The organism is Nonomuraea sp. LPB2021202275-12-8 (assembly GCF_037044575.1).
GTDB lineage: Bacteria > Actinomycetota > Actinomycetes > Streptosporangiales > Streptosporangiaceae > Nonomuraea.
Genome location: NZ_JBAHWD010000002.1, coordinates 21,121 through 43,270, shown reverse-complemented (window position 1 = coordinate 43,270; position 22,150 = coordinate 21,121). Strand labels below are relative to the sequence as shown.

Sequence of the window (22,150 nt, the reverse complement as noted above, 5' to 3'; positions counted from 1 at the left end):
TGTGACATCGCGGCGCCAGGTGACTAGGGGAGCTGCCAGTCCCGCTCGCGCAGGGCCCGGGTGAGGACCGGGGCCGAATCGGGCTGCACCGACACCTCGGCGATGCCCAGCGGCAGGCCGGGCGCGTGCTCCAGGCGGACGTCCTCGACGTTGACGCCGACCTCGTCGCAGACCTGGAAGAGCCTGGCGAGCTGGCCGGGGCGGTCGCCGATGACGACCTGGACGACGACGTAGGCGGAGGCGGGACCGCCGTGCTTGCCCGGGATCCGGTCGTGGCCCGCGACCCCGCGCTTGAGCAGCTGGGTGAGCTCGCCATGCGCCGTGCCGTCGCCGCCGGCCAGCGCGCGCAGCGCGGTCGCGGCCTCGGCCAGATCGCGGGAGACCGCCTCCAGCACCTCGGCGACCGGTGCCGCGTTGCCCGACAGGATGCCCAGCCACAGGGTCGGGTCGCCGCCCGCGATCCTGGTCACGTCGCGGACGCCCTGCCCCGCCAGGCCGAGCGCCACCTCGGAGGCGTCGGCCAGGCGCGCCGCGACAGCCGAGGCGGTCACGTGCGGAGCGTGGGAGACGACGGCCACCGCCCTGTCGTGGTCGGCGGCGTCCACCTCGACCGGGTTGGCGCCGCACAGCTCGATCAGCCGCAGCACCGCCGCCCTGGCCTCCGCGGACGCCTCGGCCGTGGGGCAGATCGCCCATGGCCGGCCCAGGAACAGATCCACTCTGCCCGCGCCGGGACCGGACTTCTCCCGCCCGGCGAGCGGATGGGAGGCGACGTAGCTGGTCAGATCACAACCGAGCTGGACGGCGCGCTCGATCGGCTCCGCCTTGACGCTGGCCACGTCGGTGTAGAAGCGGGCGACGCCGTCGCGCTGCAGCTCCAGCAGCTCGCTGGCGACATGCCCTGGCGGCACCGCGATCACCGCGAGGTCGATCTCCGCGGGCGGGCGGCCGGGCTGCCACTCCTCACCGGCGCCGAGCTCCCGCGCCAGCCGGACAGCGCCCTGGTCGCGGTCGGCGAGCAGCACGCGCACGCCCTTCTGGCGCAGTGCCAGGGCAAGCGAGGTGCCGATGAGACCGGTGCCCACTACCAGCACGGTGCGGAGTTCGGTGGCCATGTCTTCGTCCTGGAGGTGTGATTACTGAGCGATGTCCTGGCGCAGCGCGACGGCGCCGCGCAGGTAGACGTGCTGGATGGCGGAGCGCGGGCGGTCGGTCTCCACATGCGCCATGAGCCGCACCACCCGGGGCAGCGCGCCAGGCACGTCGATCTCCGTGGTGCAGATCAGCGGCACCTCGTGGAATCCGAGCTTGCGCGCCGCCAGCGCGGGGAACTCCGCGGTCAGGTCGGGCGTCGCCGTGAACAGCACGCTGATCACGTCGTCCGTGGTGAGCTCGTTGCGCGCCATGATCTGGGCGACCAGCTCGGTCGTCCCCTCGATGATCGAGTCGCGGTCGTCGGCATCCACCTGGATCGCCCCGCGGATCGCCCTCACCATGCGCTTCGCTCCTTCTATAAGCGGGAGAGCCCGTGCGGAGATTCGCACGGGCTCCTGCGTTCTGGTCAGGTTACAGCTTTACGGCGGCGTAAAGCTCGCCGACCTCCTTCAGGCTCAGCGACCTGATGGTGCCCGGCTTGGTACGGCCCAGCTTGACCGGGCCGAACTCGATCCGGGCCAGGTCGATGACCCGGTGACCGGCCTCTTCGAGCATGCGCCGTACGACGTGCTTGCGGCCCTCGTGCAGCACCACCTCGACCAGTGCCTGCTGGCCGTGCTCCTGCACGATCGCGAAGCTGTCGGCCCTGGCGAGGCCGTCCTCCAGCTCGATCCCCTGCTTGAGCCGGCGGCCCAGGTCGCGCGGGATCGGGCCGGGCACCTTCGCCCAGTACTTCTTCTGCACGCCGTAGCTCGGGTGCGTCAGCCGGTTGGCCAGCTCACCGTCGTTGGTCAGCAGCAGCAGGCCCTCGGTCTCGGTGTCGAGCCTGCCCACGTGGAACAGCCTCGGCGCGAGCTCCTCGACGAAGTCGGCCAGGCACGGCCGCCCCTGCGGGTCGTCCATGGTGGACACGACGCCGATGGGCTTGTTGAGCGCGTAGTAGACCAGGTCGGGAGCGGTCGGGATGCGCTTGCCGTCGACGTGGATGATCTGCGTGGCGGGGTCCACCTTGGCCCCGAACCTCCGCACGACCTGCCCGTTCACGGTGACACGACCGTCGCCGATCATCTCCTCGCAGGCGCGGCGGCTGGCGACACCCGCCTGCGCGAGCACCTTCTGCAGCCGGACGCCGCCGGGCACCTCGGTGGTGTCCCGCTCGTCGGTGTAGCCCTCGGGGAACAGGTCGCGGTCCCGCATCGGCTGGCGAGCCGTCTTGAACCGGTCGCGCGGCGGCTGGTCCTGCCCGCCGCGGCTCCCGCCGTAGCCGGCACGGGGCCCGCCGCCGATCGTCTGCACGCCGTCCCTCCTGGGGGTACGGCCACCGCGGCCGTCGTCCCGCCCGGAGGCGCGGCCACCGCCGCGGCCCTCGTCGCGCCTGCCGAACCTGGCCCGGGTCGCACCGCCCTCGGAGGCGCCTTCCCTGCGCCCGCTCCGGTCGGCCCGGAACCCGCCACGGTCCTCGCGGACGCCGCCGTCGGAGTGGCCACGGCCCCCGCGCTCACCGCGCTGGTCGCCGCTGTAGCCACCACGCTCACCGCGCTCACCGCGCTGGTCACTGCTGTAGCCACGCCGGTCGGCGCCGTAGCCGCCGCGCTCACCGTCGGCCGCGCCGCCGCGCGGGTCGGCTCCACGGCGGTCACCGCCTGGGGCGCCGCTGTCCGGACGGCGGTCACGGAAGCCGCCGCGCTCGTTACGCCGCGCGGAGCCGTCACGGCCGCCGGGACGGTAACTCTCGCGGTCACCGCCCCTGCTGGACCGGAAGCCCTCCCGGTCGCCACCCGCGGGGCGGGCGCCGTCACGGGAAGCCGGACGGTAGCCCTCACGGTCGCCGCGAGGCGCCGGGCGGAAGTCGTCGCGGTCACCGCGAGACGCCGAGCCGTAACCCTCGCGCCCCTCGGACCGGTTGTCGTAACGGCGCTCGGACCGGCCGCCGTCGAACCCCGTACGCTCCCGGCTGTCGCGGCCGGGAGACTTGCCGTACCGGGCGCGGGCCCCACCGCGGTCGGCGCGGAGCGAGTCGCGAGCGGGCCCGGCCTCGCTCCTGGAGTCGCGGCCGTAGCCGCGGTCACTGTCGTCGCGGCGGGGACCGCCGCGGTGGTCGTCACGGCCGGAGGCGCCGCGGTAGCCGCCACGGGCGCCGTCACGGCCGCCGTCACGGGGCGACCCGCCCCGGGAGTCGTCGCGGCGGAATCCGCCACGGGAGTCGTCACGGCCCGCGCGATCGTCGCGGCGGAACCCGCCACGGTCATCGCTGCGGGAGTCGTCACGGCGGGGGCCGCGTACGTCGTCTCGGTGGGAACCGCCGCGGTCGTCACGGCGGGGACCGTCACGGAAGTCGTCGCGGCGGGTGGCGCCGCGCGTGTCGTCCGAGCGGAAGGCGGGACGCCCGCCACGGCTGGAACCGCCGGCGCGTCCACGACCGCGTCCATCACCGGACGGGGTGCTTCGCCTGTTGATCACTTTGTTGTCTCCTCGAGGTTTTCCACGTCGTCGGGGAGGAAGGGCGCGAGCTCGGGGAGCTCGCTCAGGTCCCTCAGTCCCAGACGTTCAAGGAAGTATGAGCTTGTCCGGTAGAGCACTGCTTGGCTCTCCGGGTCGGTGCCGGCCTCTTCGACCAGCCCCCTCGCGACGAGCGTCCGCATGACGCCGTCGCTGTTGACGCCGCGTACGGCGGCGACACGAGCGCGGCTCACCGGTTGCCGGTAGGCCACGACCGCGAGTGTTTCGAGCGCGGCCTGGGTCAGCCGCGTCTGCTGGCCGTCACGGACGAACCGCTCGACCAGCTGTGCGCAGTCGGCGCGCGTGTAGTAACGCCAGCCGCCTGCGACCTCTCTCAGGTCGAAACCCCGTCCGGCGGCGGTGTATTCCTCAGCCAGCTCCCGCAGCGCTGCCGCCACCTGGTGCGTGGGGCGCTCCAGCACCTGGGCCAGCGTCACCTCGGCGACAGGCTCGTCGACGACGAGCAGGATTGCTTCCAGCGCCGTCTTGAGCGCGGGCGCCTCAACCTGCGGCTCACCGGGCTGCCCGAGTTCCTCGGCCCCGCCCGACGCACCGGCGCCGGGGACACCCGCGGAGGCGACCTCGAAGTCCTCGGAAGGTCCCACGGGCGCATCCTCGGGGGCCGTCGAGACCTCCCTCGCATCCGCACGCGCCGGGGCGTCCGGTGTGAACCCCGCCTCCTCTTCCTCCGAGGCTTCGGAGGCTTCATCAGGGTGATCCGGCGTCGCCGGGACGTCGGCGTCCCCGTGCGAAGGAGCGTCGTCCGGAGTGGGATCTCCGGGTGTCTCCGTGGCCGCGAGGGAGCCGGGGAGGGTCATCCAGGCGGGGATCCGGTCCGCTTCGCGGGAGTCGGTGGAGTCCGGCCGGGGGTGCTCAGTCATCTGCGGGTTTCTCCGGGCTCTCCTCGTAGTCGTCGCCGACCGAGACGTCACCGTCGTCGGCGCCGGTCCAGGTCACGTGCAGGTCGCCGAGTGGTTCGAGCTGGTCGAACGTGACGGCCGACTCCCGGAAGAGCTCCAGGACGGCCAGGAAGCGGGCGATGACCTCGTAAGTGCCCTCGCAGTCGGCGACCAGGGCCCGGAAGGTGGCCCTGCGCATCCGGCGCAGGCGCTGGACCAGGATAGCGGCTTGCTCGCGCACGCTGGCGAGCGGTTGGTAGATGTGGCCGACGTTGACGGTCGGCGGGAGCTTGGGGGTGAAGGCCCGGGCGGCGATCCTGGCCAGCTGCTCGGGGCCGATGCCGAGGATGAGCTCCGGCAGCAGGTCGGCGAACTGGGGCTCCATGGCGACGGTGCGGGGGAAGCGGAGGGCTTCCTGGGCCATGCTCCCGGCGAAGACCTTGGCCACCTCCTTGTAGGCCTTGTACTGCAGGAGGCGGGCGAACAGCAGGTCGCGGGCCTCCAGCAGGGCGAGGTCCTCTTCGTCCTCGACCTCGCCCGAGGGCAGCAGCCGAGCCGCCTTGAGGTCCAGGAGGGTGGCCGCGACCAGGAGGAAGTGGCTGGTCTGGTCGAGGTCCCACTCGGGGCTGCTGGAGCGGATGTAGGCGATGAACTCGTCGGTGACCTGGGAGAGCGAGATCTCGGTGATGTCGAGCTTGTGCTTGGAGATCAGGCCCAAAAGCAGATCGAAGGGGCCCTCGAAGACGTCCAGGTGAACCTGGAAACCCTGAGGCTCGGTCTGCTGCTCGGTCACCTGGCCATTGTCGCAGGCGCGGGCCAGCGCGACAGCACCTCGCGCGCCAGCTCACGATAGGCGTTGGCGCCCAGGGAGGACGGGTCGAAGGTGGTGATCGGCTCGCCGGCGACGGTGGCGTCGGGGAACCGGACGGTGCGGTTGATCACCGTGTGGAACACCTTGTCGCCGAACGCCTCCACGACCCGGGCGAGGACCTCGCGGCCGTGCAGGGTGCGGGCGTCGTACATGGTGGCGAGCAGGCCCTCGATCTCGAGGTCCTCGTTGAGCCGCTCCTGCACCTTGGTGATGGTGTCCATGAGCAGGGCGACGCCGCGCAGCGCGAAGAACTCGCACTCCAGCGGCACCATGACGCCCTGCGCGCAGGTGAGCGCGTTGATGGTGAGCAGGCCGAGCGACGGCTGGCAGTCGATGAGGCACACGTCGTAGTGCGGCAGCAGCGGCTTGATGACGCGGCCGAGCACCTGCTCGCGGGCGACCTCGGTGACGAGCTGGACTTCGGCGGCCGACAGGTCGATGTTGCTGGGCAGCAGGTCGAGGCCCTCGACGCCGGTTTCGAGCAGCACGTCCTCGGCGGTGACGTTGCGCTCCATCAGCAGGTTGTAGACCGTGAGGTCGAGCTGCAGCGGGTTGATGCCGAGGCCGACGGACAGGGCGCCCTGCGGGTCGAAGTCGACGAGCAGCACCTTCAGGCCGTACTCCACGAGGGCGGCGCCGAGGTTGATGGTGGTGGTGGTCTTGCCGACCCCGCCCTTCTGGTTGACCATGGCGACCACCCGGGCCGGGCCGTGCGTATCGCGCGGGACCGGCTCGGGAAACACCGGCCGGGGGCGCCGCGTGGGGCCCAGATTCACGCCGCTGGAAGGCGCGTTGGTCTTCGTGTCACCCCAGGGGTTGTCGGGGGTCCCCGGGGTCGAACCGTTGGTCTTCACAGTCACCAGCTCGAACCTCCCTGACGATCCCGAACCGGACCGTCCGGACGGACACTATGGCGTCACCACCAAACCCGGCAAGGCGGCACGCCGGAGTCACACGTGGCAAGGCGGCACGCCGAAATGCCGTATGACCCAGAAGACTATAGATCACTTCAGGGCACGGGGATGCGCGGCGGCGTACACCTCGCGAAGCTTGTCGACCGTGACCAGGGTGTAGACCTGAGTGGTCGTCACCGAGGCGTGCCCGAGGAGCTCCTGGACCACCCTAACGTCGGCGCCGCCGTCGAGGAGGTGGGTTGCGAAGGAATGCCGGAGAACGTGTGGAGATATCCCGGGGAGTCCGGCTCGTTCGGCGGCGGACTGCAGCACGTCCCAGGCTCCCTGCCTGGTCAGGCGGCCACCCCGGGCGTTGAGGAACACGGCGGAGGTGCCACGGCCGTGGGCCAGCAGGCCTGGCCTGGCCCTGACCAGGTAGGCGTCCAGGGCCGAGCGGGCGTAGCGGCCGAGTGGCACCATCCTGGCGCGGCCTCCCTTGCCGCGCAGCAGCACCTGCTCGTCGTCCAGGTCGTCGACCGCCAGGCCGACGGCTTCCGAGATGCGGGCGCCGGTGCCGTACAGGACTTCGAGCAGGGCGCGGTTGCGGAGGGTGAGAGGCGCGCCGTCGGGGCCGGAGGCGGCGATGAGCCGTTCCACCTCGTCGACGGCGACGGCCTTGGGGAGCCTGCGGAGTTGGCGCGGCGGTCGTACCGCGTGCGCGGGGTCGTGCTGGGTGACGCCCTCGCGCAGCGCGAAGCGGTGCAGGCCGCGTACGGCGGAGACGGCGCGGGCGGCCGAGCTGGCCACGAGGGCGGGATGATCACCGTCTCCCTGGCGCAGCGCGGTGAGGAAGCCGCGCACGTCGGCCTCCCCCACCTCGTCGAGGCGGAGGCGGCCGCGGGCCTGCAGGTGCTCCAGATAGCGGCGCAGGTCACGCCGGTAGGACGCGAGCGTGTTGGCAGCCAGGCCCCGTTCCACCGCCAGATGGGCGAGGTAGCTGGAGAGCACCGCCTCCACGGATGGTCCTTCCGTCAGACCTCGGGTGCGTCGGCGGGGCGCAACAGACCGAACCCCTCAACCGAAGCCGCGTACGCGGCGAGGATACCGGCCACGGCCGGGGAATTGTGGATCATTCCCATCAGGGCGTGCTCGACGGCGTCGGCGAGCGGCACCCACTCGACCGGCATGCCGATCTCCTCGTGCCGGTGTACGAAGCCGTTCTCCTCGTCGGGGATCTTGGTCAGGCCGCGGGCCAGGAAGACGCGGATGCGCTCGTTCGACATGCCGGGCGAGGTGTAGAGGTCGATCAGGGTGTGCCAGGTGCGGGCGCGGTAGCCGGCCTCCTCGGCCAGCTCCCGGGCGGCCCCCGTGACCAGCGGCTCGCCCTCGACGTCGCGCAGTCCGGCGGGAAGTTCCCACAGCAGGTGGCGCGTCGGGTGGCGGTACTGCCGGATGAGCAGGACCCGGTCGTCCTCGTCCAGCGCCACCACCGCGACCGCGCCGGGATGGACGACGTAGTCGCGGTCGGCGATCTCCTCGCCCGGCATCCGCACGGTGTCGGTGACGACGTCCATGACGTGCCCCTTGAACCGGTGCTTGGACTCGACGACGTCCCAGGCCTCGGGCGTGTCCTCGATCCTCACTTCGACACCTTGTCGGCGATCCGGCCGTCGGCGTAGACCAGGGCGGCGTGGATGAGCCCCTTGAACATCGGATTGGCCCTGGTGGGGCGGGAGCGGAACTCGGGATGCGCCTGGGTGCCGATGAAGAACGGGTGCGCCTCGGCGGGCAGCTCGGTGTATTCGACCAGGCGGCCGTCGGGCGAGACGCCGGAGAAGACCAGCCCGACCTGCTCGAGCTTGTCACGGTAGGCGTTGTTGACCTCGTACCTGTGGCGGTGGCGCTCGTCGGCCTTGGCCTTGCCGCCGTAGAGCCTGCGGGCCAGGGTGTCCTCGCCGAGTTTGGCGGTGTAGACGCCCAGGCGCATGGTGCCGCCCATGTCGCGCTCGCCTGCGACGACGTCCTCCTGGTCGGCCATGGTGGAGATGACCGGGTGCTTGGTGTCGGGGTCGAACTCCGCGGAGTTGGCGTCCTCGATGCCGGCCATGTTGCGGGCGGCCTCGATGACCATGCCCTGCATGCCGAGGCAGATGCCGAGCAGCGGGATCTTGTTCTCGCGGGCGTGGCGGATGGCGCCGATCTTGCCTTCGATGCCGCGCACGCCGAACCCGCCGGGGATCAGCACGCCGTCGACGCCGTCGAGCTCGCGCTCGGCGCCTTCGGGGGTCTCGCAGTCGTCGCTCTTGACCCAGCGGATGTTGACGCGGGCGTCGTTGGCGAAGCCGCCCGCGCGCAGCGCCTCGGTGACCGACAGGTAGGCGTCGGGCAGGTCGATGTACTTGCCGACCAGGGCGACGGTGACCTCCTTGGCCGGGCGGTGCACGCGGCGCAGGAGCTGCTCCCACTCCTTCCAGTCCACGTCCCTGAACGGCAGGCCGAGCCGGCGCACGACGTAGGCGTCGAGCCCTTCGGAGTGCAGCACCTTGGGGATGTCGTAGATGGAGGCGGCGTCGACGCAGCTGACGACGGCGTCCTCGTCCACGTCGCACATCAGGCTGATCTTGCGCTTGATCGACATCTGGACGGGCCGGTCGGAGCGCAGCACGATCGCGTCGGGCTGGATGCCGATGCTGCGCAGGGCGGCCACGCTGTGCTGGGTAGGCTTGGTCTTGAGCTCGCCCGACGGGCCGATGTAGGGCAGCAGGGAGACGTGCAGGAAGAAGACGTTGTCGCGGCCGACCTCGTGTCTGATCTGCCGGACCGCCTCAAGGAACGGCAGCGACTCGATGTCGCCGACAGTGCCGCCCACTTCGGTGATGACCACGTCCACCTCGGGGCCGGCCATGCCGCGGATGCGGTCCTTGATCTCGTTGGTGATGTGCGGGATGACCTGGACGGTGTCGCCGAGGTATTCGCCGCGCCGCTCCTTGGCGATCACGTTGGAGTAGACCTGGCCGGTGGTCACGTTGGCCGAGCCGTGGAGGTCGGTGTCGAGGAAGCGCTCGTAGTGGCCGACGTCGAGGTCGGTCTCCGCGCCGTCGTCGGTCACGAACACCTCGCCGTGCTGGAACGGGTTCATGGTGCCGGGGTCGACGTTGAGGTAGGGGTCCAGCTTCTGCATGGTGACGCGGAGGCCGCGCCCCTTGAGCAGGCGGCCCAGGCTGGACGCCGTGAGCCCCTTGCCGAGACTGGAGGCGACACCGCCGGTGACGAACAGATGCTTGGTTTGCGATGCGCTGCGCAAGGAGGCTCCCGTGGCTCGAGGTGTGGTCAAGTGTCCACGGGCTCTCAGGATATCAAACAACCTCCCCGACATGCCCGAACAGCTTGACCTAGCGGTAACTTTGGTCTTTATGTCACTTGTACGGCGGGCGATCGGCAAGCTGGTCCACCGCGCCTACACGGCGATCCGCAACGCGGGCGCCATCACCCCGGCCTCTCCGGGAGGCCACGGGTTCCGCCGCCTGGGCGCCGGCGCCAAGATCGCCTTCCCGCCGGGCGCGATCTTCGGCGAGGAGTGGATAGAGGTCGGCGAGCACACGCTCATCGGCGAGCGCGTTTCACTGTCGTGCGGCATGTGGCCGGGCGCGGACCTGGGCCCGGACTCGATCCTGCGGATCGGCCCGAGCTGCTCGATCGGCAGGGGCACGCACATCGTCGCCCACCAGTCGATCGACATCGGCGCCGACGTCTTCACCGGTCCGTACGTCTACATCACCGACCAGAACCACGTCTACGACGACCCGGAGACGCCGATCGGCAGGCAGTGGCCGCGTAACAGCCCGGTCTCGATCGGCTCGGGCTCGTGGCTGGGCGCGGGCGCCATCATCCTGCCGGGGACCCATCTGGGCCGCCAGTGCGTGGTGGCGGGCGGCGCGGTGGTGCGTGGCGAGTTCCCCGACCACAGCGTGGTGGCGGGCGTGCCGGCCAAGCTGGTGCGCAGCTACGACAAGGAGCTGGGCTGGCACTCGCCGGCGGCGGGCGGGCGCGGATCGGCCGGCGGACGCCTGGTCACCTCCTGGACCGAACATGCTTCTGGCGGTTAGCGTCAGATCATGCGGACCGCTATCTGCGAACGCCTCGGCGTCGAGTTCCCCCTGTTCGCCTTCAGCCACTGCCGCGACGTGGTGGCCGCGGTCACCAACGCGGGCGGCTTCGGCGTGCTAGGCGCGATCGCGTACACACCCGAACAGCTCGACACCGAGCTCACCTGGATCGACGAGCAGGTGGGCGGCAGGCCCTACGGCGTGGACGTGCTCGTGCCCGGCAAGGTCGACGCGTCCGCGCTGGACCGCGGCGCGCGCCTGGCCGACGCCATCCCCGAACGGCATCGCGACTTCGTCACCCACCTGCTGTCCAAATACGGGGTGAGCGGGCCCGGGCCGCTGGCCGGCGCCTCGGCCGACGAGTTCGGCAGGCGGGTGACCGCGGCGGGCGCGACCGGGCTGATCGACGTGGCGCTCAAGCACCCGATCGGGCTGATCGCCAGCGCGCTCGGGCCGCCTCCTCCGGAGATGGTCGCGAGCGCGCGGCAGGCGGGCGTGCCGGTGGCGGCACTGGTCGGGACCGTCGAGCACGCGCGCAGGCAGGTGGCGGCGGGCGCCGACCTCATCGTCGCGCAGGGCACCGAGGCGGGCGGCCACACCGGTGAGATCGCCACCATGGTGCTGGTGCCGCAGGTGGTGGACGCCGTGGCGCCGGTCCCAGTGCTGGCGGCAGGCGGGATCGCCTCGGGACGGCAGATGGCGGCCGCCATGGCGCTGGGCGCGGAGGGCGTGTGGTGCGGCTCGGTCTGGCTGACCACCGAGGAGGCCGAGACCGCGCCCGCGGTCAAGCGCAAGATGCTGGCCGCCTCCTCGCTCGACACGGTCAGGTCCCGCTCGCGCACCGGCAAGCCCGCGCGGCAGCTCAAGTCCGCCTGGACCGAGGAGTGGGACTCCGGCCAGGAGAGCCCCGGCCCGCTCGGCATGCCGCTGCAGATGCTGGTCGCCGAGGGGGCCATGGCCCGCATCGGCCAGGCCGCCGAGCGGGGCGACCCCGGCGCGGTGCAGCTGGCCAACTACTTCGTCGGCCAGGTCGTGGGCCAGCTCGACCGGGTCAGGCCGGCCCGCGAGGTGGTGTACGAGATGGTGAGCGAGTTCGGCGACGCGGTGGAGCGGCTGGCCCGGCTGTCGCGGTGACGGGCCACCATGCGCGTCTGGTCGGGACACCGCCCGAACTGGAGCGCGGCACCGGGGTTCCGGCGCACGTGCAGATCGAGCGGTGGCTGCTCGATGCGATCGCGGGCGGCGAGATGGAGCCCGGCGACCGGCTGCCCGGCGAGCGGGAGCTGGCCGCGCGGCTCGGCGTGAGCAGGATGACGCTCCGCCAGGCGCTGGCCACGCTGGAGCGCGACGGCGTACTGGTGCGGGTGCCCGGGCGGCGGGGCGGCGCGTTCGTGGCCGAGCCGCGCATCGAGTGCGACCTGACCGGGCTGGCGGGGTTCACCGAGCAGATGCGGCGCGCACACCTGCGGGCCGCGGCGAGGATCCTCGTGGCCGCCACCGTGCCCGCCTCTCCCGCCGCGGCCGCCGCGCTGGAGGTCTCGCCCGGCGACCCCGTCCACGAGGTGGCGCGGGTGCGCTCGGCCGGGCAGACCCCGGTGGCGCTCGAACGCTCCTTCTTCCCCGCCCTGCCCGGCTTCCTGGAGCAGGACCTCGGCGGGTCGCTGTACGCGCTGCTCGCCGGGCACTACGACCTCGCGCCGCGCACCGCCGTGGAGCACCTCGACCCGGTGATCGCCGCCGCGGCCGAGGCCGCCGAGCTGGGCATCGAGCCGGGAGCGCCGCTCATGCTGATCGAGCGCACCGCCTACGCGGAGACGGGCACCCCGGTGGAGTACGCGCGCGACCTGTTCCGCCCCGACCGGGTGCGCATCTCGGTGCGCAGCGGCGTCAGCGCACCCGCTCCCCCGCCGGGTCGTAGAGCGGATCGCTGACCACGCTCCCGGCCACCCAGTCGCCCTCCACCTCGACCTCCACCTTGGCGCCCGGCTCGGCCTCCAGGTAGGCGTAGGCGATGGACGACTCCACGGTGTAGCCGTAGCCGCCCGAGGTGACGCGGCCCACGACCTGTCCCTCCACCCGCACCGGCTCGTTGCCGAGCGCGACGGCCCGCGGGTCGCCGAGCGTCAGGCAGCGCAGCCTGCGCCGCGGCGCGGGGTCGAGCGCGTCCTTGCCGAGGAAATCCTTGTCCTGCTTGACGCAGAACCCCAGGCCGGCCTCGTACGGGGTGGTCTCCGGGCCGATGTCGGCGCCCCAGACGCGGTAGCCCTTCTCCAGGCGCAGGCTGTCGATGGCCCGGTAGCCTCCGGCCAGCATCCCCTGCGGCTCGCCCGCCCGCCACAGCGCCTGCCACAGCGCCAGGCCGTACTCGCTGGAGCAGTAGAGCTCCCAGCCGAGCTCGCCGACGAACGTCACGCGCAGCGCCAGCACCGGCACGTCGCCGACGGTGAGCTCGCGGGCGGACATGAACGGGAACTCCAGCGGATCCGGGGTGAGGGTCGACAGGATGTCGCGGGCGCGCGGCCCCCACAGGGCGAAGCAGGCGTACTGGCCGGTCACGTCCGCGACGCGCACGTCGGCGCCGCGCAGCCGGGCCTGCTTGCGCAGCCAGCCCAGGTCGTGGGAGCCGAAGGCGGTGCCGGTGACGACGAGGAACTCCTGCTCGCCCCGCCTGGTGACGGTGAAGTCGCACTCGATGCCGCCCCGGCGGTTGAGCGCCTGCGTGTAGGTGACGGCGCCCTCCTTGCGGGCGACGCGGTTGTCGCACACCCACTCCAGCAGCGACGCCGCGTCGGGCCCGGTGACCTCGATCTTGGCGAAGGAGCTCTCGTCGAACAGGCCCGCCGCCGAGCGGGTGGCCCGGTGCTCGGCGGCGATCGCGGGCGAGAAGTTGCGGCCGGCCCAGCCCCTCGGCCGCTCGTCGTCGCCACCCCGGGCGTTGCGCCGGTAGAAGTTGACCCGCTCCCAGCCCGCCTTCTCGCCGAAGACCGCGTCGTGCGCGGCGTGCCAGCCGTAGGCCGGGGAGACCTTGAGCGGGCGGCCCGCCGAGCGCTCGTCGCCCGGGTAGCGGATGTCGTAGTAGGTCTCGTAGTTCTCCACGGCGCGGGCCAGCGTGTAGGAGGGCGAGCGGTAGTGGCGGCCGAAGCGGCGGATGTCCATGTGCCAGACGTCCATGCTCGGCTCGCCGTCGACGATCCACTCGGCCATGACCTTGCCGATGCCGCCGGCGCCCGCGATGCCGTGCGCGCAGAACCCGGCGGCCACGTAGAAGCCGCCGACCTCGGTCTCGCCCAGGCAGAACTCGTTGTCCGGGGTGAACGCCTCCGGCCCGTTGATCAGCTTGCGGATGCCGACGTCGGCCATGGCCGGCACCCGGATCCTGGAGTTGTCGGAGATCTCCTCCAGGCGCGGCCAGTCCTCGCCGAGCAGCCGGCCGTTGAAGTCCGCGGGGATCGCGTCGTAGGTGGTCCGATCGGCCGTCCACGGCGCGCAGGTCCGCTCGTACCCGCCCATGACCAGCCCGCTCACCTCCTGCCGGTAGTAGACGAGCAGGTCGGGGTCGCGCAGCGTCGGCAGCCCGGTGTGGTCGTGGAAGCCCTCCGTCACCACGTACTGGTGTGACATCGGCACGATCGGGATCCGCACGCCTGCCATCCGGCCGATCTCGGCGGCGAACATGCCGCCGCAGTTGACCACGATCTCGCAGTCGATGTCGCCCTGGTCGGTGCGCACCCTCGTCACCCTGCCGCCGGCGACGTCCAGCCCCAGCACGCGGGTGCGGGTGCGGATCCGGGCGCCGCCCTGCCTCGCCTTGGCGGCCAGCTCGTAGCACAGGCGCGAGGGGTCGATCTGGCCGTCGGTGGGCAGGTAGGCGGCGCCGACGACGCCTTCGGGGTTCATCAGCGGGAACAGCTCGGCGGCCTCGGCGACGGAGATCTCCTCCAGCGGCAGGCCGAAGGTGCGGGCCCAGCCGATCTGGCGGCGGATCTCGGCCATGCGCTCGGGGGTGGAGGCCAGCTTGATGCCGCCGCACTCGGTCCAGCCCGCGTCCAGCGTCCGGTAGAGCTCGACGGAATACTGGTTCATCCTGGTCAGCGTGGGGTCGGCGCGGAGCTGGCCGACGAGTCCCGCGGAGTGGAAGGTCGAGCCGCTGGTCAGCTCGTCGCGCTCCAGCAGGACCACGTCCCGCTCGCCGAGCATGGTCAGGTGGTAGGCGACGGAGGCGCCGCCCACGCCGCCTCCGATGATCACGATGCGGGCCGAGTCGCTCATGCTGGCGAGGCTAACCGCCACCCGGGTAAAAGGTCTAGACCGTTTAGCGCGGCGGAGATTAGCATCGACCATGGCCGTGCCCGAGGTTCTCGACCGCATCCCCCTGCTGGCCGGCGTGCCGCGCTCCGTGGTGGAGCTGCCCGGCGGGCTGACCAACCGAAACTACAAGGTCACCACCCCCGGCGGCGTCTACGTGGTGCGCGTGTCGGCGAGCGACGGTTCGCTGCTCGCGATCGACCGGGACGCCGAGCACGCCGCCTCGGTCGCCGCCGCGCGGGCGGGGGTGGGGGCGCCGGTGCACGACTACCTGCCGGACGAGGGCGTGCTGGTGGTGGGCTACCTTCCCGGGCGTACGTTCACCGAGGCCGATCTCCGTGACTCGGCCAACCTGCCGCGGGTGGCGCAGGTCTGCCGGCGACTGCACACCGGGCCGAGGTTCGTCCGTGACTTCGACATGTTCGACATCCAGCGGCACTACCTGGCGATCGTGCGCGAGCGGGGCTTCCGGCTGCCTGCCGGGTATCTGGACTTCATGCCTCAGGTCGCCCAGCTGCGAAAATGCCTGGAAATACGCGCAGAAGGCACCGTTCCTTGTAACAACGACCTGCTGCCCGGCAACATCATCGACGACGGCGAGCGGCTCTGGCTTATCGACTACGAGTACGCGGGCAACAACGACCCCTGCTTCGAGCTGGGCAACGCCTGGAGCGAGTCGGACCTGTCGCTCGACCAGCTCGAGGAGCTCGTCACCGCCTACTACGGCCGGCGCCTGCGTAACAAGATCGCGCGTGCGCGGCTGCTCGGCCTGATGTCCAAGTACGGCTGGACCCTGTGGGCGTCCATCCAGGACGGCGCCAACGACGCAATCGACTTCGACTTCTGGTCGTGGGGCATGGAGAAGTACGAGCGCGCCGTGGCCGAGTTCGGGGGGCCGGACCTGCCGCGTCTCATGGACGAGGCAGCCCGGGCAGACTAGGGGCATGTTAGCTGCTCTGACAGGGCTGGGCCTGTCCACGGCCGCCGGACTGAACGCCTACATCCCGCTGCTCATGGTGGGTGTGCTGGCGAACGTCACCGACGCGGTGAAGCTGCCCGACGGCTACTCGTGGCTGTCCAACTGGGGCGTCCTGGCCATCATCGCGGTGTTGCTGGTGGCGGAGATGGTGCTGGACAAGGTGCCGGCGGTCGACAGCGTGAACGACGCGATCCAGACAGCGGTCCGCCCCGCGTCCGGCGGCGTGGTCTTCAGCGCCACCAGTGCCGCGGCCGAGCTGGAGAGCTCCACCTGGATGACGGCGAATCCGTGGGCGAGCTGGCTGCTGGGCATCGTGGTGGCGCTGGCCGTGCACGCCCTCAAGTCGGCGAGCCGGCCTGTGATCAACGCGGGCACGGCCGGAGTGGGCGCACCGGTCGCGAGCACCGTCGAGGACGCCGGCTCGCTCGGCATGAGCCTGATCGCGGTGTTCATGCCGCTGCTGGTCATCGTCGCGCTGGTGCCGCTGGCACTGGTGGCCTGGTGGGCGATCAGGAAGGTGCGCCGCTTCCGCGCCAGGAAGAGCCGCCCACCCCGCTTGTGAGCTGCTCGACGGTCGCGCGGAGCCAGCCCAGCTCCGCCTCGCTGGTGGCGTGCGCGATGGTCAGCAGTCCCCGCCTGAACGGGTCGGCGAACTCCTCGGCCGCCATCGGCCGGTCGCCGTCGTCGTAGAAGAAGCTCGTCGGCTCCTCCAGGAACGCCAGCCGCCTGCGCAGCACAGCCGCCTGTGCGCCCGGATCGTCCAGGTGACGCAGGAACGCCAGCAGCACGAACCACCGGTTCTCGTCGCTGATGTCGAGCTCGCCCGGCTCCCGCAGCCGCCGCTCCAGCTCGGCGCGCCCCGGCCCGCTCAGGTAGAGCGTCCGCCTCGGCGCGGCGGCTGCTCCGGGCTCGTCCTTCCTGGTGACCCAGCCCGCGCCGGCCATCCGCTTGATCGCCGGATAGAGCGTGCCGTCGGCCACCGGCCGCACGTGCCCCATCAGCGCCGCCACCCGTTTACGCAGGTCGTAACCGTGCAGCGGACGGTCCCTGAGGAATCCGAGTATCGCCAGTTCCAGCATGGTTGCCACTATACCTCGATGTCGATGTATATTGCTCCCGATATATGAGGAGACCCCCATGCACGATGCCATAGTCCATTCCAGCGGCGCCCGGATGCGCTGGGTCGAGCTGCCCGGCGAGGAGCCCGCCCGCGTCTACGTCCACGGCCTCGGCGCCACCTCCGCCCCCTACTACGCGGCGGTCGCGGCGCACCCGCTGCTGGCCGGCCACCGTTCGCTGCTGATCGATCTGCTCGGCTTCGGCATCAGCGACCGCCCCGAGGACTTCACCTACACCCTGGAGGCCCACGCGGACACGCTGGCCGAGGCTCTGCGCCAAGCCGGGGTGACGAGCGCGGCGGTGATCGCCCACAGCATGGGCGGCGCGGTGGCCATCGTCCTGGCCAACCGCCATCCCGACCTGGTCTCCCAGCTGATCCTCGTGGACGCCAACCTCGACCCGTACGTCCCGCCGGGCAGCAGCGGCATAGCCGGTTACACCGAGGACGACTTCGTCGCCCACGGCTGGCAGGAGATCCGCGACCGGGTGGGCCCCCACTGGTGGTCCACGATGCGCCTGGCGGATCCGCGCGCCCTCCACCGCACGGCGGTCGGCCTGTCCAGGGGCACGACCCCCACCATGCGCGTCATGCTGACGTCCCAGCAGATTTCGCGCGCCTTCCTGCACCCGGAGAACGCCCCGCCGGCCGGGATCGAGGCCCTGCGCGCCACCGGTGTCGAGGTCGTCGAGATCCCCGGCAGCGGGCACAACATCATGCTGGACAACCCGCACGCCTTCACGCGGACGGTCGCGGCGCTCCTGGCCGATCATCCGTCAGGGTGACGCGCATCCGCCTGCAGGCTGATTCGCCGGCGCCCTCGCCGCCAGTACGGTCGTGAGACCTACACAGGCCGTGTGGGCGCACCGTGGCCCCCGCCCAGCGCCCGCACGCACGAGGGCCCGGCAGCGCATCCCGCTGCCGGGCCTTTCGGGTCATCCGGGCGAGCCGCCCAGCCTGGCCAGCAGCGCGCCCTCCCCCGCGGTCCAGCCGCCGTCCACCGCCAGCTCCGCTCCGGTGACGTACGACGCCGCGTCCGACAGCAGGAACGCGATCGCCTCCGCCACCTCCTCCGGCTCCCCCCATCTCCCGGCCGCGGCGAGAGGGAAGCGCCCCTCTCCGGAGACAGCGCCGTACGACAGCGTCATCGGGGTGACGATCATGCCGGGATGCACGGAGTTGACCCGCACCCGTGAGGCCGCGAACTCCAGAGCCGCGATCTTCGTGATCCCCCGGACGCCCCACTTCGACGCCCCGTAACCACCCGTGCCGGGCAGAGCCGTGAGCCCGGCCACGGACGACAGGTTGACGATCGACCCGCCTCCCGACTCGCGCATCGCCGCCACCACGGCCTTCAGCCCGAGGAACACCCCGACGAGATTCACCTTGAGCACGCGTTCGAACTCCTCCAGCGACTGCTGCTCCAGCGCCATGGAGGTGGCGATGCCCGCGTTGTTCACCAGCCCGTCGACCCGGCCGTGCTCCTCGACCACGGCCGCCACGACACGGGCCCACGCGTCCTCGCCGGTGACGTCGTGCTCGACGAACCGGCCGCCGACCTCCTTCGCGGTGGCCGTACCCTCGTCGACCAGCACGTCGGTGACCACGACGCGCGCTCCGGCGGCGGCGCAGCGGCGGGCGGTGGCCGCCCCCATCCCCCTCGCACCGCCCGTGATGATCACGACCTTGCCGTCCAGCATGGCTGGGCTCCTCCCGATCGCAACGCCCTCCACGGGTGCTCTTCGAGAGGGGCTACCAGCACTGAAGCACGCCCCGACATCCCGATCAAGACGTGCGGCCCGCTCCGGAACCCGCACCCGCACCCGCTCGTTGGACCAGCGAAATCGCATACACGCGGCCCCGCCGCCCAAGCGAGATATCCTCGACAGCGAGCACTCAACAGGAGGTGGCCACGATCAGCGAAATCGTCCTCATCGTGCTGGTGATTCTGGCTTTCCTCCTACTGGTGACCGGGGTCGGCGTCTACTTCCTGGTCAAAGTGGGCAGGAAGGCCGCGGTCAAGGCCAGGCAGGCCACGACCAGGCTGACCACGCACGTCAACGCGATGGGCACCGGCGACGCCGCCGAGGTGGAGCGCCTCCGGCTGGACCTGCGGCGCGAGGTCTCCCTCACCCGCCAGGCCGTGGAGCAGGCCCAGCAGCAGGGCTGGGGCCTCGGCGACCTGCCCAGGCTCCTGGCGGACCTGACGGCCCAGGCCGACATCCACGACACCCAGCTCGGCATGTACGCGCAGCAGCGGCGCGTCTCCCCCTACGTCGACCACGCCACCCTCAGCCGGCTGCGCGAGCACCAGGCCAAACTGACGGCCATGTGCGCCCGCATCCGCGCCGACCTCCTCAGCGACCAGGTCCAGCACACCGCCACAGGCATCGACGACCTGCACTCCCGCACGGACCTGGAGATCGAGGCCCGCCGCCGCGCCCCGGACCCCCTGGACGAGATCGACGAGCTCTACCGCCGCACCATGCAGGAGCGCAGAGACCCATCCTGACTCCATGACGCCGGCTGCCCTGGGCAAGATCAGACGCTGACGTCACCTGTCCACTCGCGGTGGATGAACTCCGCGTACTCCTCCACCGTGCCTCCCCTGTTGAGGATCGCGCGGGCGGCCTGAGCCTGCGCGGTGCTCGGAAGGTGCCCGTCGAGCAGGATCGGGAGCGAGAGCCTGCGGCCCTGCACCTCCCGCGCCGAGATCCCGTACGATCTGCGCACCACCGAGACGTTGACCCGCAACGCATGCTCGTTGCCGGGCGGCACCCCTGGACGATCCACCTCAATGGCGGCGTACCGATACCCATGAGCCCGGGCACACGCAGCACAGCCGGCGGGGCCCCGGCTCAACCTCTCCCCGCACTCCGCACACTCAAGCCGGTCGTAGGCGGCGTCGACGACCCGCCAGGGATGCCGATCGATCTCGTCGACCACCATCTCGGCGATCGCCCGCTGGTCGTCCGCCGTGGCGCCCGCGAACTCCCGCTCGACGAACTCCCGCCACCCCGCCTCGACGATCTCGTCCACCACTGCGGCACACCGCCCGCAGTCCGGCGCGCCGGCGGGCTCCCACTCCCCGCACCCCTCACACCTGCGCATCCCCGCACGGTACAAGCCCTCCCATCCGCTTTCACCTCGATTTCGCCTCCGCCCCCGCAGGCGCAGGCTCGTCAGGTCCTGCAGTCGCTCCCACTCGGTGGCGGTCAGCGGCGCAGCACGGACCGACGGCAGGGTCAGCAAGGCGCTGCGCCGCCGGCCAGTACGCCGCGATCGATCTCCGGCGGCGTCGCGCCGGCCGAGCGGAACCTCGCGGTCGCCTGAGCCAGAGCGGCCAGGACCACCGCGGCTTCTGACCGGGGCACCGCAGGAGCCTCAGGTCGGGGGCGTTCATGATGAAAGCGGCCAGTGGACACCCGGCGAGGCCCCGGAGTGCAACCGGGGAGCGGGCTTCGGGATAGAGGAGGGTGTCAGCACGCCCCAAGCACGGAGGACGCCCTGCCATGAAGAGATGCCCATGGCCATGGTGAGTCATGCCAGGGATGAGTTGGACGATTCGAGGATCGTCGCCGCCTCCCTGGAAGACCCGGACGCGTTCGGTGAACTGTTCCGCCGCCACTCGCCGCGGCTCCACGCGTACGTCAAACGGCGCCTCGGGCTCGCCCTCGCCGACGACCTCGTGTCGGAAACGTTCGCGACCGCGTTCCGGCAGCGGGAGAGGTTCGACGGGCGCGCGGAGTTCGGCGCGTGGTTGTGGGGCATCGCCAGCAATCTGATCGCCAAGCAGCATCGGCAGGAGACGCGCATGTACCGGGCGTTCGCCCGGACCGGTGTGGACCCCGCCGAGGAGGACGTCGCCGACCTGGCCAGCGACCGCGTGTCGGCCGCGGCACTCGGCTCCCGGCTGGCGAAGTCCCTGGCCTCGCTGAGCGCGCAGGAGCGCAGTGTCATCCTGCTGCTGGCCTGGGGCGGGATGTCGTACGCCGAGATCGCGGCGACGCTGAACCTGCCTCTCGGCACCGTCAAGGCCAAGATCCACCGGGTCCGGGCGAAGCTCCGCAAGACCCTCCCTGAGGAGACCACCGATGGATGAACTCGACGCGTTGCGTCACATGCGGACGGCACTCGCCCAGGAGGAGCACCCGGACCGGATCGCCCTGCGCACCGACTGGCGTGGCGGCGCGGCCCGCCCCCGCCGCAGTCTCAAGATTCCGGTGGTGAGCCTGGCGGCGACGGCCGCCCTGGTCGTGGGGGTCGTCGCCGTCGTCCCCCTGCGGTCGGACAGGGGTGTTACTCCCGGCCCCGGTAGGAGCGGGGCCGTTATTCGGCAGGGCGACGTACTGCTGGTGGCCGCCGCCAGGGCGCAGGAGGCACCGGTCGGCGAGTACTGGCACACGAAGAGCGTCAGCGGCAGGATCTACGCGGTCGGCACGAGCGCGGCGGACCACTACAAGGTCGATTCGAGGCAGGGGTCCGAGTCCTGGACCGACCGGAGCGGCAAGGGGCGCTCGGCCCACATCGAGCTGGCCGACGTTCCGCTCACCGCCCAGGATGAGCGGAAGTGGCAGGCGGCGGGATCGCCCGAGCTGGTGAGGATCCCGGCCCCGGAGGGAGCGGCGCGCTCGGTGTACCTGGACATGGAACCGCCCTCGGTGAAGGACCCAGGCTGGAGGCCGGCCGCTGACCGGTACTACGGCCTGGCGCCGGATCAGATCGCCAAGCTGCCCACGGAGCCGGAGGCGCTGGAGAACGCCCTGCTGAACCTGAGGGGCCGCTGGCAGGCATACTCCTCGAAGACCGGGAAGGAACCGATCCGAGCCTTGCGAGGGCAGCAGCGTGTCCGGGCGCTGAGCGACGTGGCGGCAACCCTGCTGTCCACAGCACCCGCTCCGCCCACCGTGCGAGCAGCGGTGTTCCGGATGCTCGCGACCCAGCCCGGTGTCAGGGCCGAGGGCAGGGCGACCGACCCGCTGGGCCGCACCGGAACAGTCATCTCCCTGCCACTGGAGACCACCGTGCCTCTGGGCCTCTACACCGCCCCCAAGCAGCTGGGCACCTACAGGCGCCAGTTGGTCATCAGTCCCGACACCGGGCGGCTGCTGGCCATCCTGGACCTCGTGGCGACGCCGCCCCGAGGCAGCCGGAAACTCCCCACCGGGGACGACGGCGAGTCCCGCAGCTTGAAGGCCAGGAACATGCCTGACCGATTCCACCGCCCCGGCGAGCTGGCCTCGTATCAGGTGTTCGAGGTCACCGAATGGACCGACACGGAGCCGCCACGCTGACAGCCGTCCCGCTCGGGCGGGATGAGCGAGGA

22 protein-coding genes are annotated in these 22,150 nt (G+C 71.5%); 9 read left to right on the top strand and 13 right to left on the bottom strand.

Annotation, left to right across the window (positions count from 1 at the left end):
• Positions 1-23: 23 nt before the first annotated feature.
• From V5E28_RS03980 to V5E28_RS03940, 9 genes are all read right to left on the bottom strand, one after another.
• Entirely contained in the window at positions 24-1,115 is a 1,092-nt protein-coding gene (locus tag V5E28_RS03980) for a prephenate dehydrogenase (protein WP_336204961.1), read from the bottom strand.
• A 21-nt stretch (positions 1,116-1,136) separates the two neighbouring features.
• The gene (gene aroH / locus V5E28_RS03975; RefSeq protein WP_336204960.1) at positions 1,137-1,496 is read right to left on the bottom strand and encodes a chorismate mutase; all 360 of its coding nucleotides are present in this window, start codon (positions 1,494-1,496) and stop codon (positions 1,137-1,139) included.
• A gap of 70 nt (positions 1,497-1,566) precedes the next feature.
• A complete protein-coding gene (locus V5E28_RS03970) occupies positions 1,567-3,615 on the bottom strand; it encodes a pseudouridine synthase (RefSeq protein WP_336204959.1) in 2,049 nt (682 codons plus the stop codon).
• Entirely contained in the window at positions 3,612-4,133 is a 522-nt protein-coding gene (scpB, locus tag V5E28_RS03965; RefSeq protein ID WP_336205421.1) for an SMC-Scp complex subunit ScpB, read from the bottom strand. The genes V5E28_RS03970 and scpB overlap by 4 nt, the downstream gene beginning before the upstream one ends.
• Before the next feature lie 394 nt (positions 4,134-4,527).
• Positions 4,528-5,346 carry a segregation and condensation protein A gene (locus V5E28_RS03960; protein WP_336204958.1) on the bottom strand — a complete coding sequence of 273 codons (819 nt, stop codon included), beginning with the start codon at positions 5,344-5,346 and terminating at the stop codon, positions 4,528-4,530.
• Positions 5,343-6,284, bottom strand: a complete 942-nt coding sequence (locus tag V5E28_RS03955; protein WP_336204957.1) for a ParA family protein — start codon at positions 6,282-6,284, stop codon at positions 5,343-5,345. Before V5E28_RS03955 ends, V5E28_RS03960 begins: the two co-directional genes overlap by 4 nt.
• A gap of 144 nt (positions 6,285-6,428) precedes the next feature.
• On the bottom strand, positions 6,429-7,334 hold the full coding sequence (locus tag V5E28_RS03950; protein WP_336204956.1) for a site-specific tyrosine recombinase XerD: 906 nt from the start codon (positions 7,332-7,334) through the stop codon (positions 6,429-6,431).
• A 14-nt stretch (positions 7,335-7,348) separates the two neighbouring features.
• Positions 7,349-7,960, bottom strand: coding sequence for an NUDIX hydrolase (locus V5E28_RS03945; RefSeq protein ID WP_336204955.1), 612 nt, complete (start codon positions 7,958-7,960; stop codon positions 7,349-7,351).
• Positions 7,957-9,621: a CTP synthase gene (locus V5E28_RS03940; protein WP_336204954.1), complete on the bottom strand. Its 1,665-nt coding sequence runs from the start codon at positions 9,619-9,621 to the stop codon at positions 7,957-7,959. The genes V5E28_RS03945 and V5E28_RS03940 overlap by 4 nt, the downstream gene beginning before the upstream one ends.
• Before the next feature lie 109 nt (positions 9,622-9,730).
• On the opposite strand from V5E28_RS03940, the gene V5E28_RS03935 reads away from it, so the two are divergent.
• Genes V5E28_RS03935 through V5E28_RS03925 form a run of 3 tightly spaced genes read left to right on the top strand, consistent with a single transcriptional unit; the run spans position 9,731 to position 12,354 of the window.
• The gene (locus tag V5E28_RS03935; RefSeq protein ID WP_336204953.1) at positions 9,731-10,423 is read left to right on the top strand and encodes an acyltransferase; all 693 of its coding nucleotides are present in this window, start codon (positions 9,731-9,733) and stop codon (positions 10,421-10,423) included.
• A 9-nt stretch (positions 10,424-10,432) separates the two neighbouring features.
• The gene (locus tag V5E28_RS03930) at positions 10,433-11,557 is read left to right on the top strand and encodes an NAD(P)H-dependent flavin oxidoreductase (protein ID WP_336204952.1); all 1,125 of its coding nucleotides are present in this window, start codon (positions 10,433-10,435) and stop codon (positions 11,555-11,557) included.
• A complete protein-coding gene (locus tag V5E28_RS03925) occupies positions 11,554-12,354 on the top strand; it encodes a GntR family transcriptional regulator (protein ID WP_336204951.1) in 801 nt (266 codons plus the stop codon). The genes V5E28_RS03930 and V5E28_RS03925 overlap by 4 nt, the downstream gene beginning before the upstream one ends.
• Here the strand turns inward: V5E28_RS03925 and V5E28_RS03920 are convergent.
• Positions 12,311-14,692 carry a GcvT family protein gene (locus V5E28_RS03920; RefSeq protein ID WP_336204950.1) on the bottom strand — a complete coding sequence of 794 codons (2,382 nt, stop codon included), beginning with the start codon at positions 14,690-14,692 and terminating at the stop codon, positions 12,311-12,313. The two genes, V5E28_RS03925 and V5E28_RS03920, sit on opposite strands and share 44 nt — an antisense overlap.
• A 70-nt stretch (positions 14,693-14,762) precedes the next feature.
• Here V5E28_RS03920 and V5E28_RS03915 point away from each other — a divergent pair, with 70 nt between their 5' ends.
• The gene (locus tag V5E28_RS03915) at positions 14,763-15,668 is read left to right on the top strand and encodes a phosphotransferase (RefSeq protein WP_336204949.1); all 906 of its coding nucleotides are present in this window, start codon (positions 14,763-14,765) and stop codon (positions 15,666-15,668) included.
• Positions 15,669-15,672: 4 nt separating this feature from the next.
• On the top strand, positions 15,673-16,269 hold the full coding sequence (locus tag V5E28_RS03910) for a DUF4126 domain-containing protein (protein ID WP_336204948.1): 597 nt from the start codon (positions 15,673-15,675) through the stop codon (positions 16,267-16,269).
• Here V5E28_RS03910 and V5E28_RS03905 read toward each other — a convergent pair.
• Positions 16,217-16,786, bottom strand: a complete 570-nt coding sequence (locus V5E28_RS03905; RefSeq protein ID WP_336204947.1) for a PadR family transcriptional regulator — start codon at positions 16,784-16,786, stop codon at positions 16,217-16,219. The genes V5E28_RS03910 and V5E28_RS03905 overlap by 53 nt on opposite strands.
• A gap of 58 nt (positions 16,787-16,844) precedes the next feature.
• Here V5E28_RS03905 and V5E28_RS03900 point away from each other — a divergent pair, with 58 nt between their 5' ends.
• On the top strand, positions 16,845-17,609 hold the full coding sequence (locus V5E28_RS03900) for an alpha/beta fold hydrolase (protein ID WP_336204946.1): 765 nt from the start codon (positions 16,845-16,847) through the stop codon (positions 17,607-17,609).
• 150 nt (positions 17,610-17,759) lie between these two features.
• Here V5E28_RS03900 and V5E28_RS03895 read toward each other — a convergent pair whose 3' ends face one another.
• Positions 17,760-18,524 carry a glucose 1-dehydrogenase gene (locus V5E28_RS03895; protein WP_336204945.1) on the bottom strand — a complete coding sequence of 255 codons (765 nt, stop codon included), beginning with the start codon at positions 18,522-18,524 and terminating at the stop codon, positions 17,760-17,762.
• Between the two features lie 206 nt (positions 18,525-18,730).
• Between V5E28_RS03895 and V5E28_RS03890 the strand changes: the two genes are divergently transcribed.
• Positions 18,731-19,336 carry a hypothetical protein gene (locus V5E28_RS03890; RefSeq protein ID WP_336204944.1) on the top strand — a complete coding sequence of 202 codons (606 nt, stop codon included), beginning with the start codon at positions 18,731-18,733 and terminating at the stop codon, positions 19,334-19,336.
• 29 nt (positions 19,337-19,365) lie between these two features.
• Here V5E28_RS03890 and V5E28_RS03885 read toward each other — a convergent pair whose 3' ends face one another.
• Entirely contained in the window at positions 19,366-19,935 is a 570-nt protein-coding gene (locus V5E28_RS03885) for a hypothetical protein (protein ID WP_336204943.1), read from the bottom strand.
• Between the two features lie 415 nt (positions 19,936-20,350).
• Between V5E28_RS03885 and V5E28_RS03880 the strand changes: the two genes are divergently transcribed.
• Both V5E28_RS03880 and V5E28_RS03875 read left to right on the top strand, forming a co-directional pair.
• Positions 20,351-20,926, top strand: a complete 576-nt coding sequence (locus V5E28_RS03880; protein ID WP_336204942.1) for an RNA polymerase sigma factor — start codon at positions 20,351-20,353, stop codon at positions 20,924-20,926.
• Entirely contained in the window at positions 20,919-22,118 is a 1,200-nt protein-coding gene (locus V5E28_RS03875) for a CU044_5270 family protein (RefSeq protein ID WP_336204941.1), read from the top strand. The genes V5E28_RS03880 and V5E28_RS03875 overlap by 8 nt, the downstream gene beginning before the upstream one ends.
• Positions 22,119-22,150: the final 32 nt, after the last annotated feature.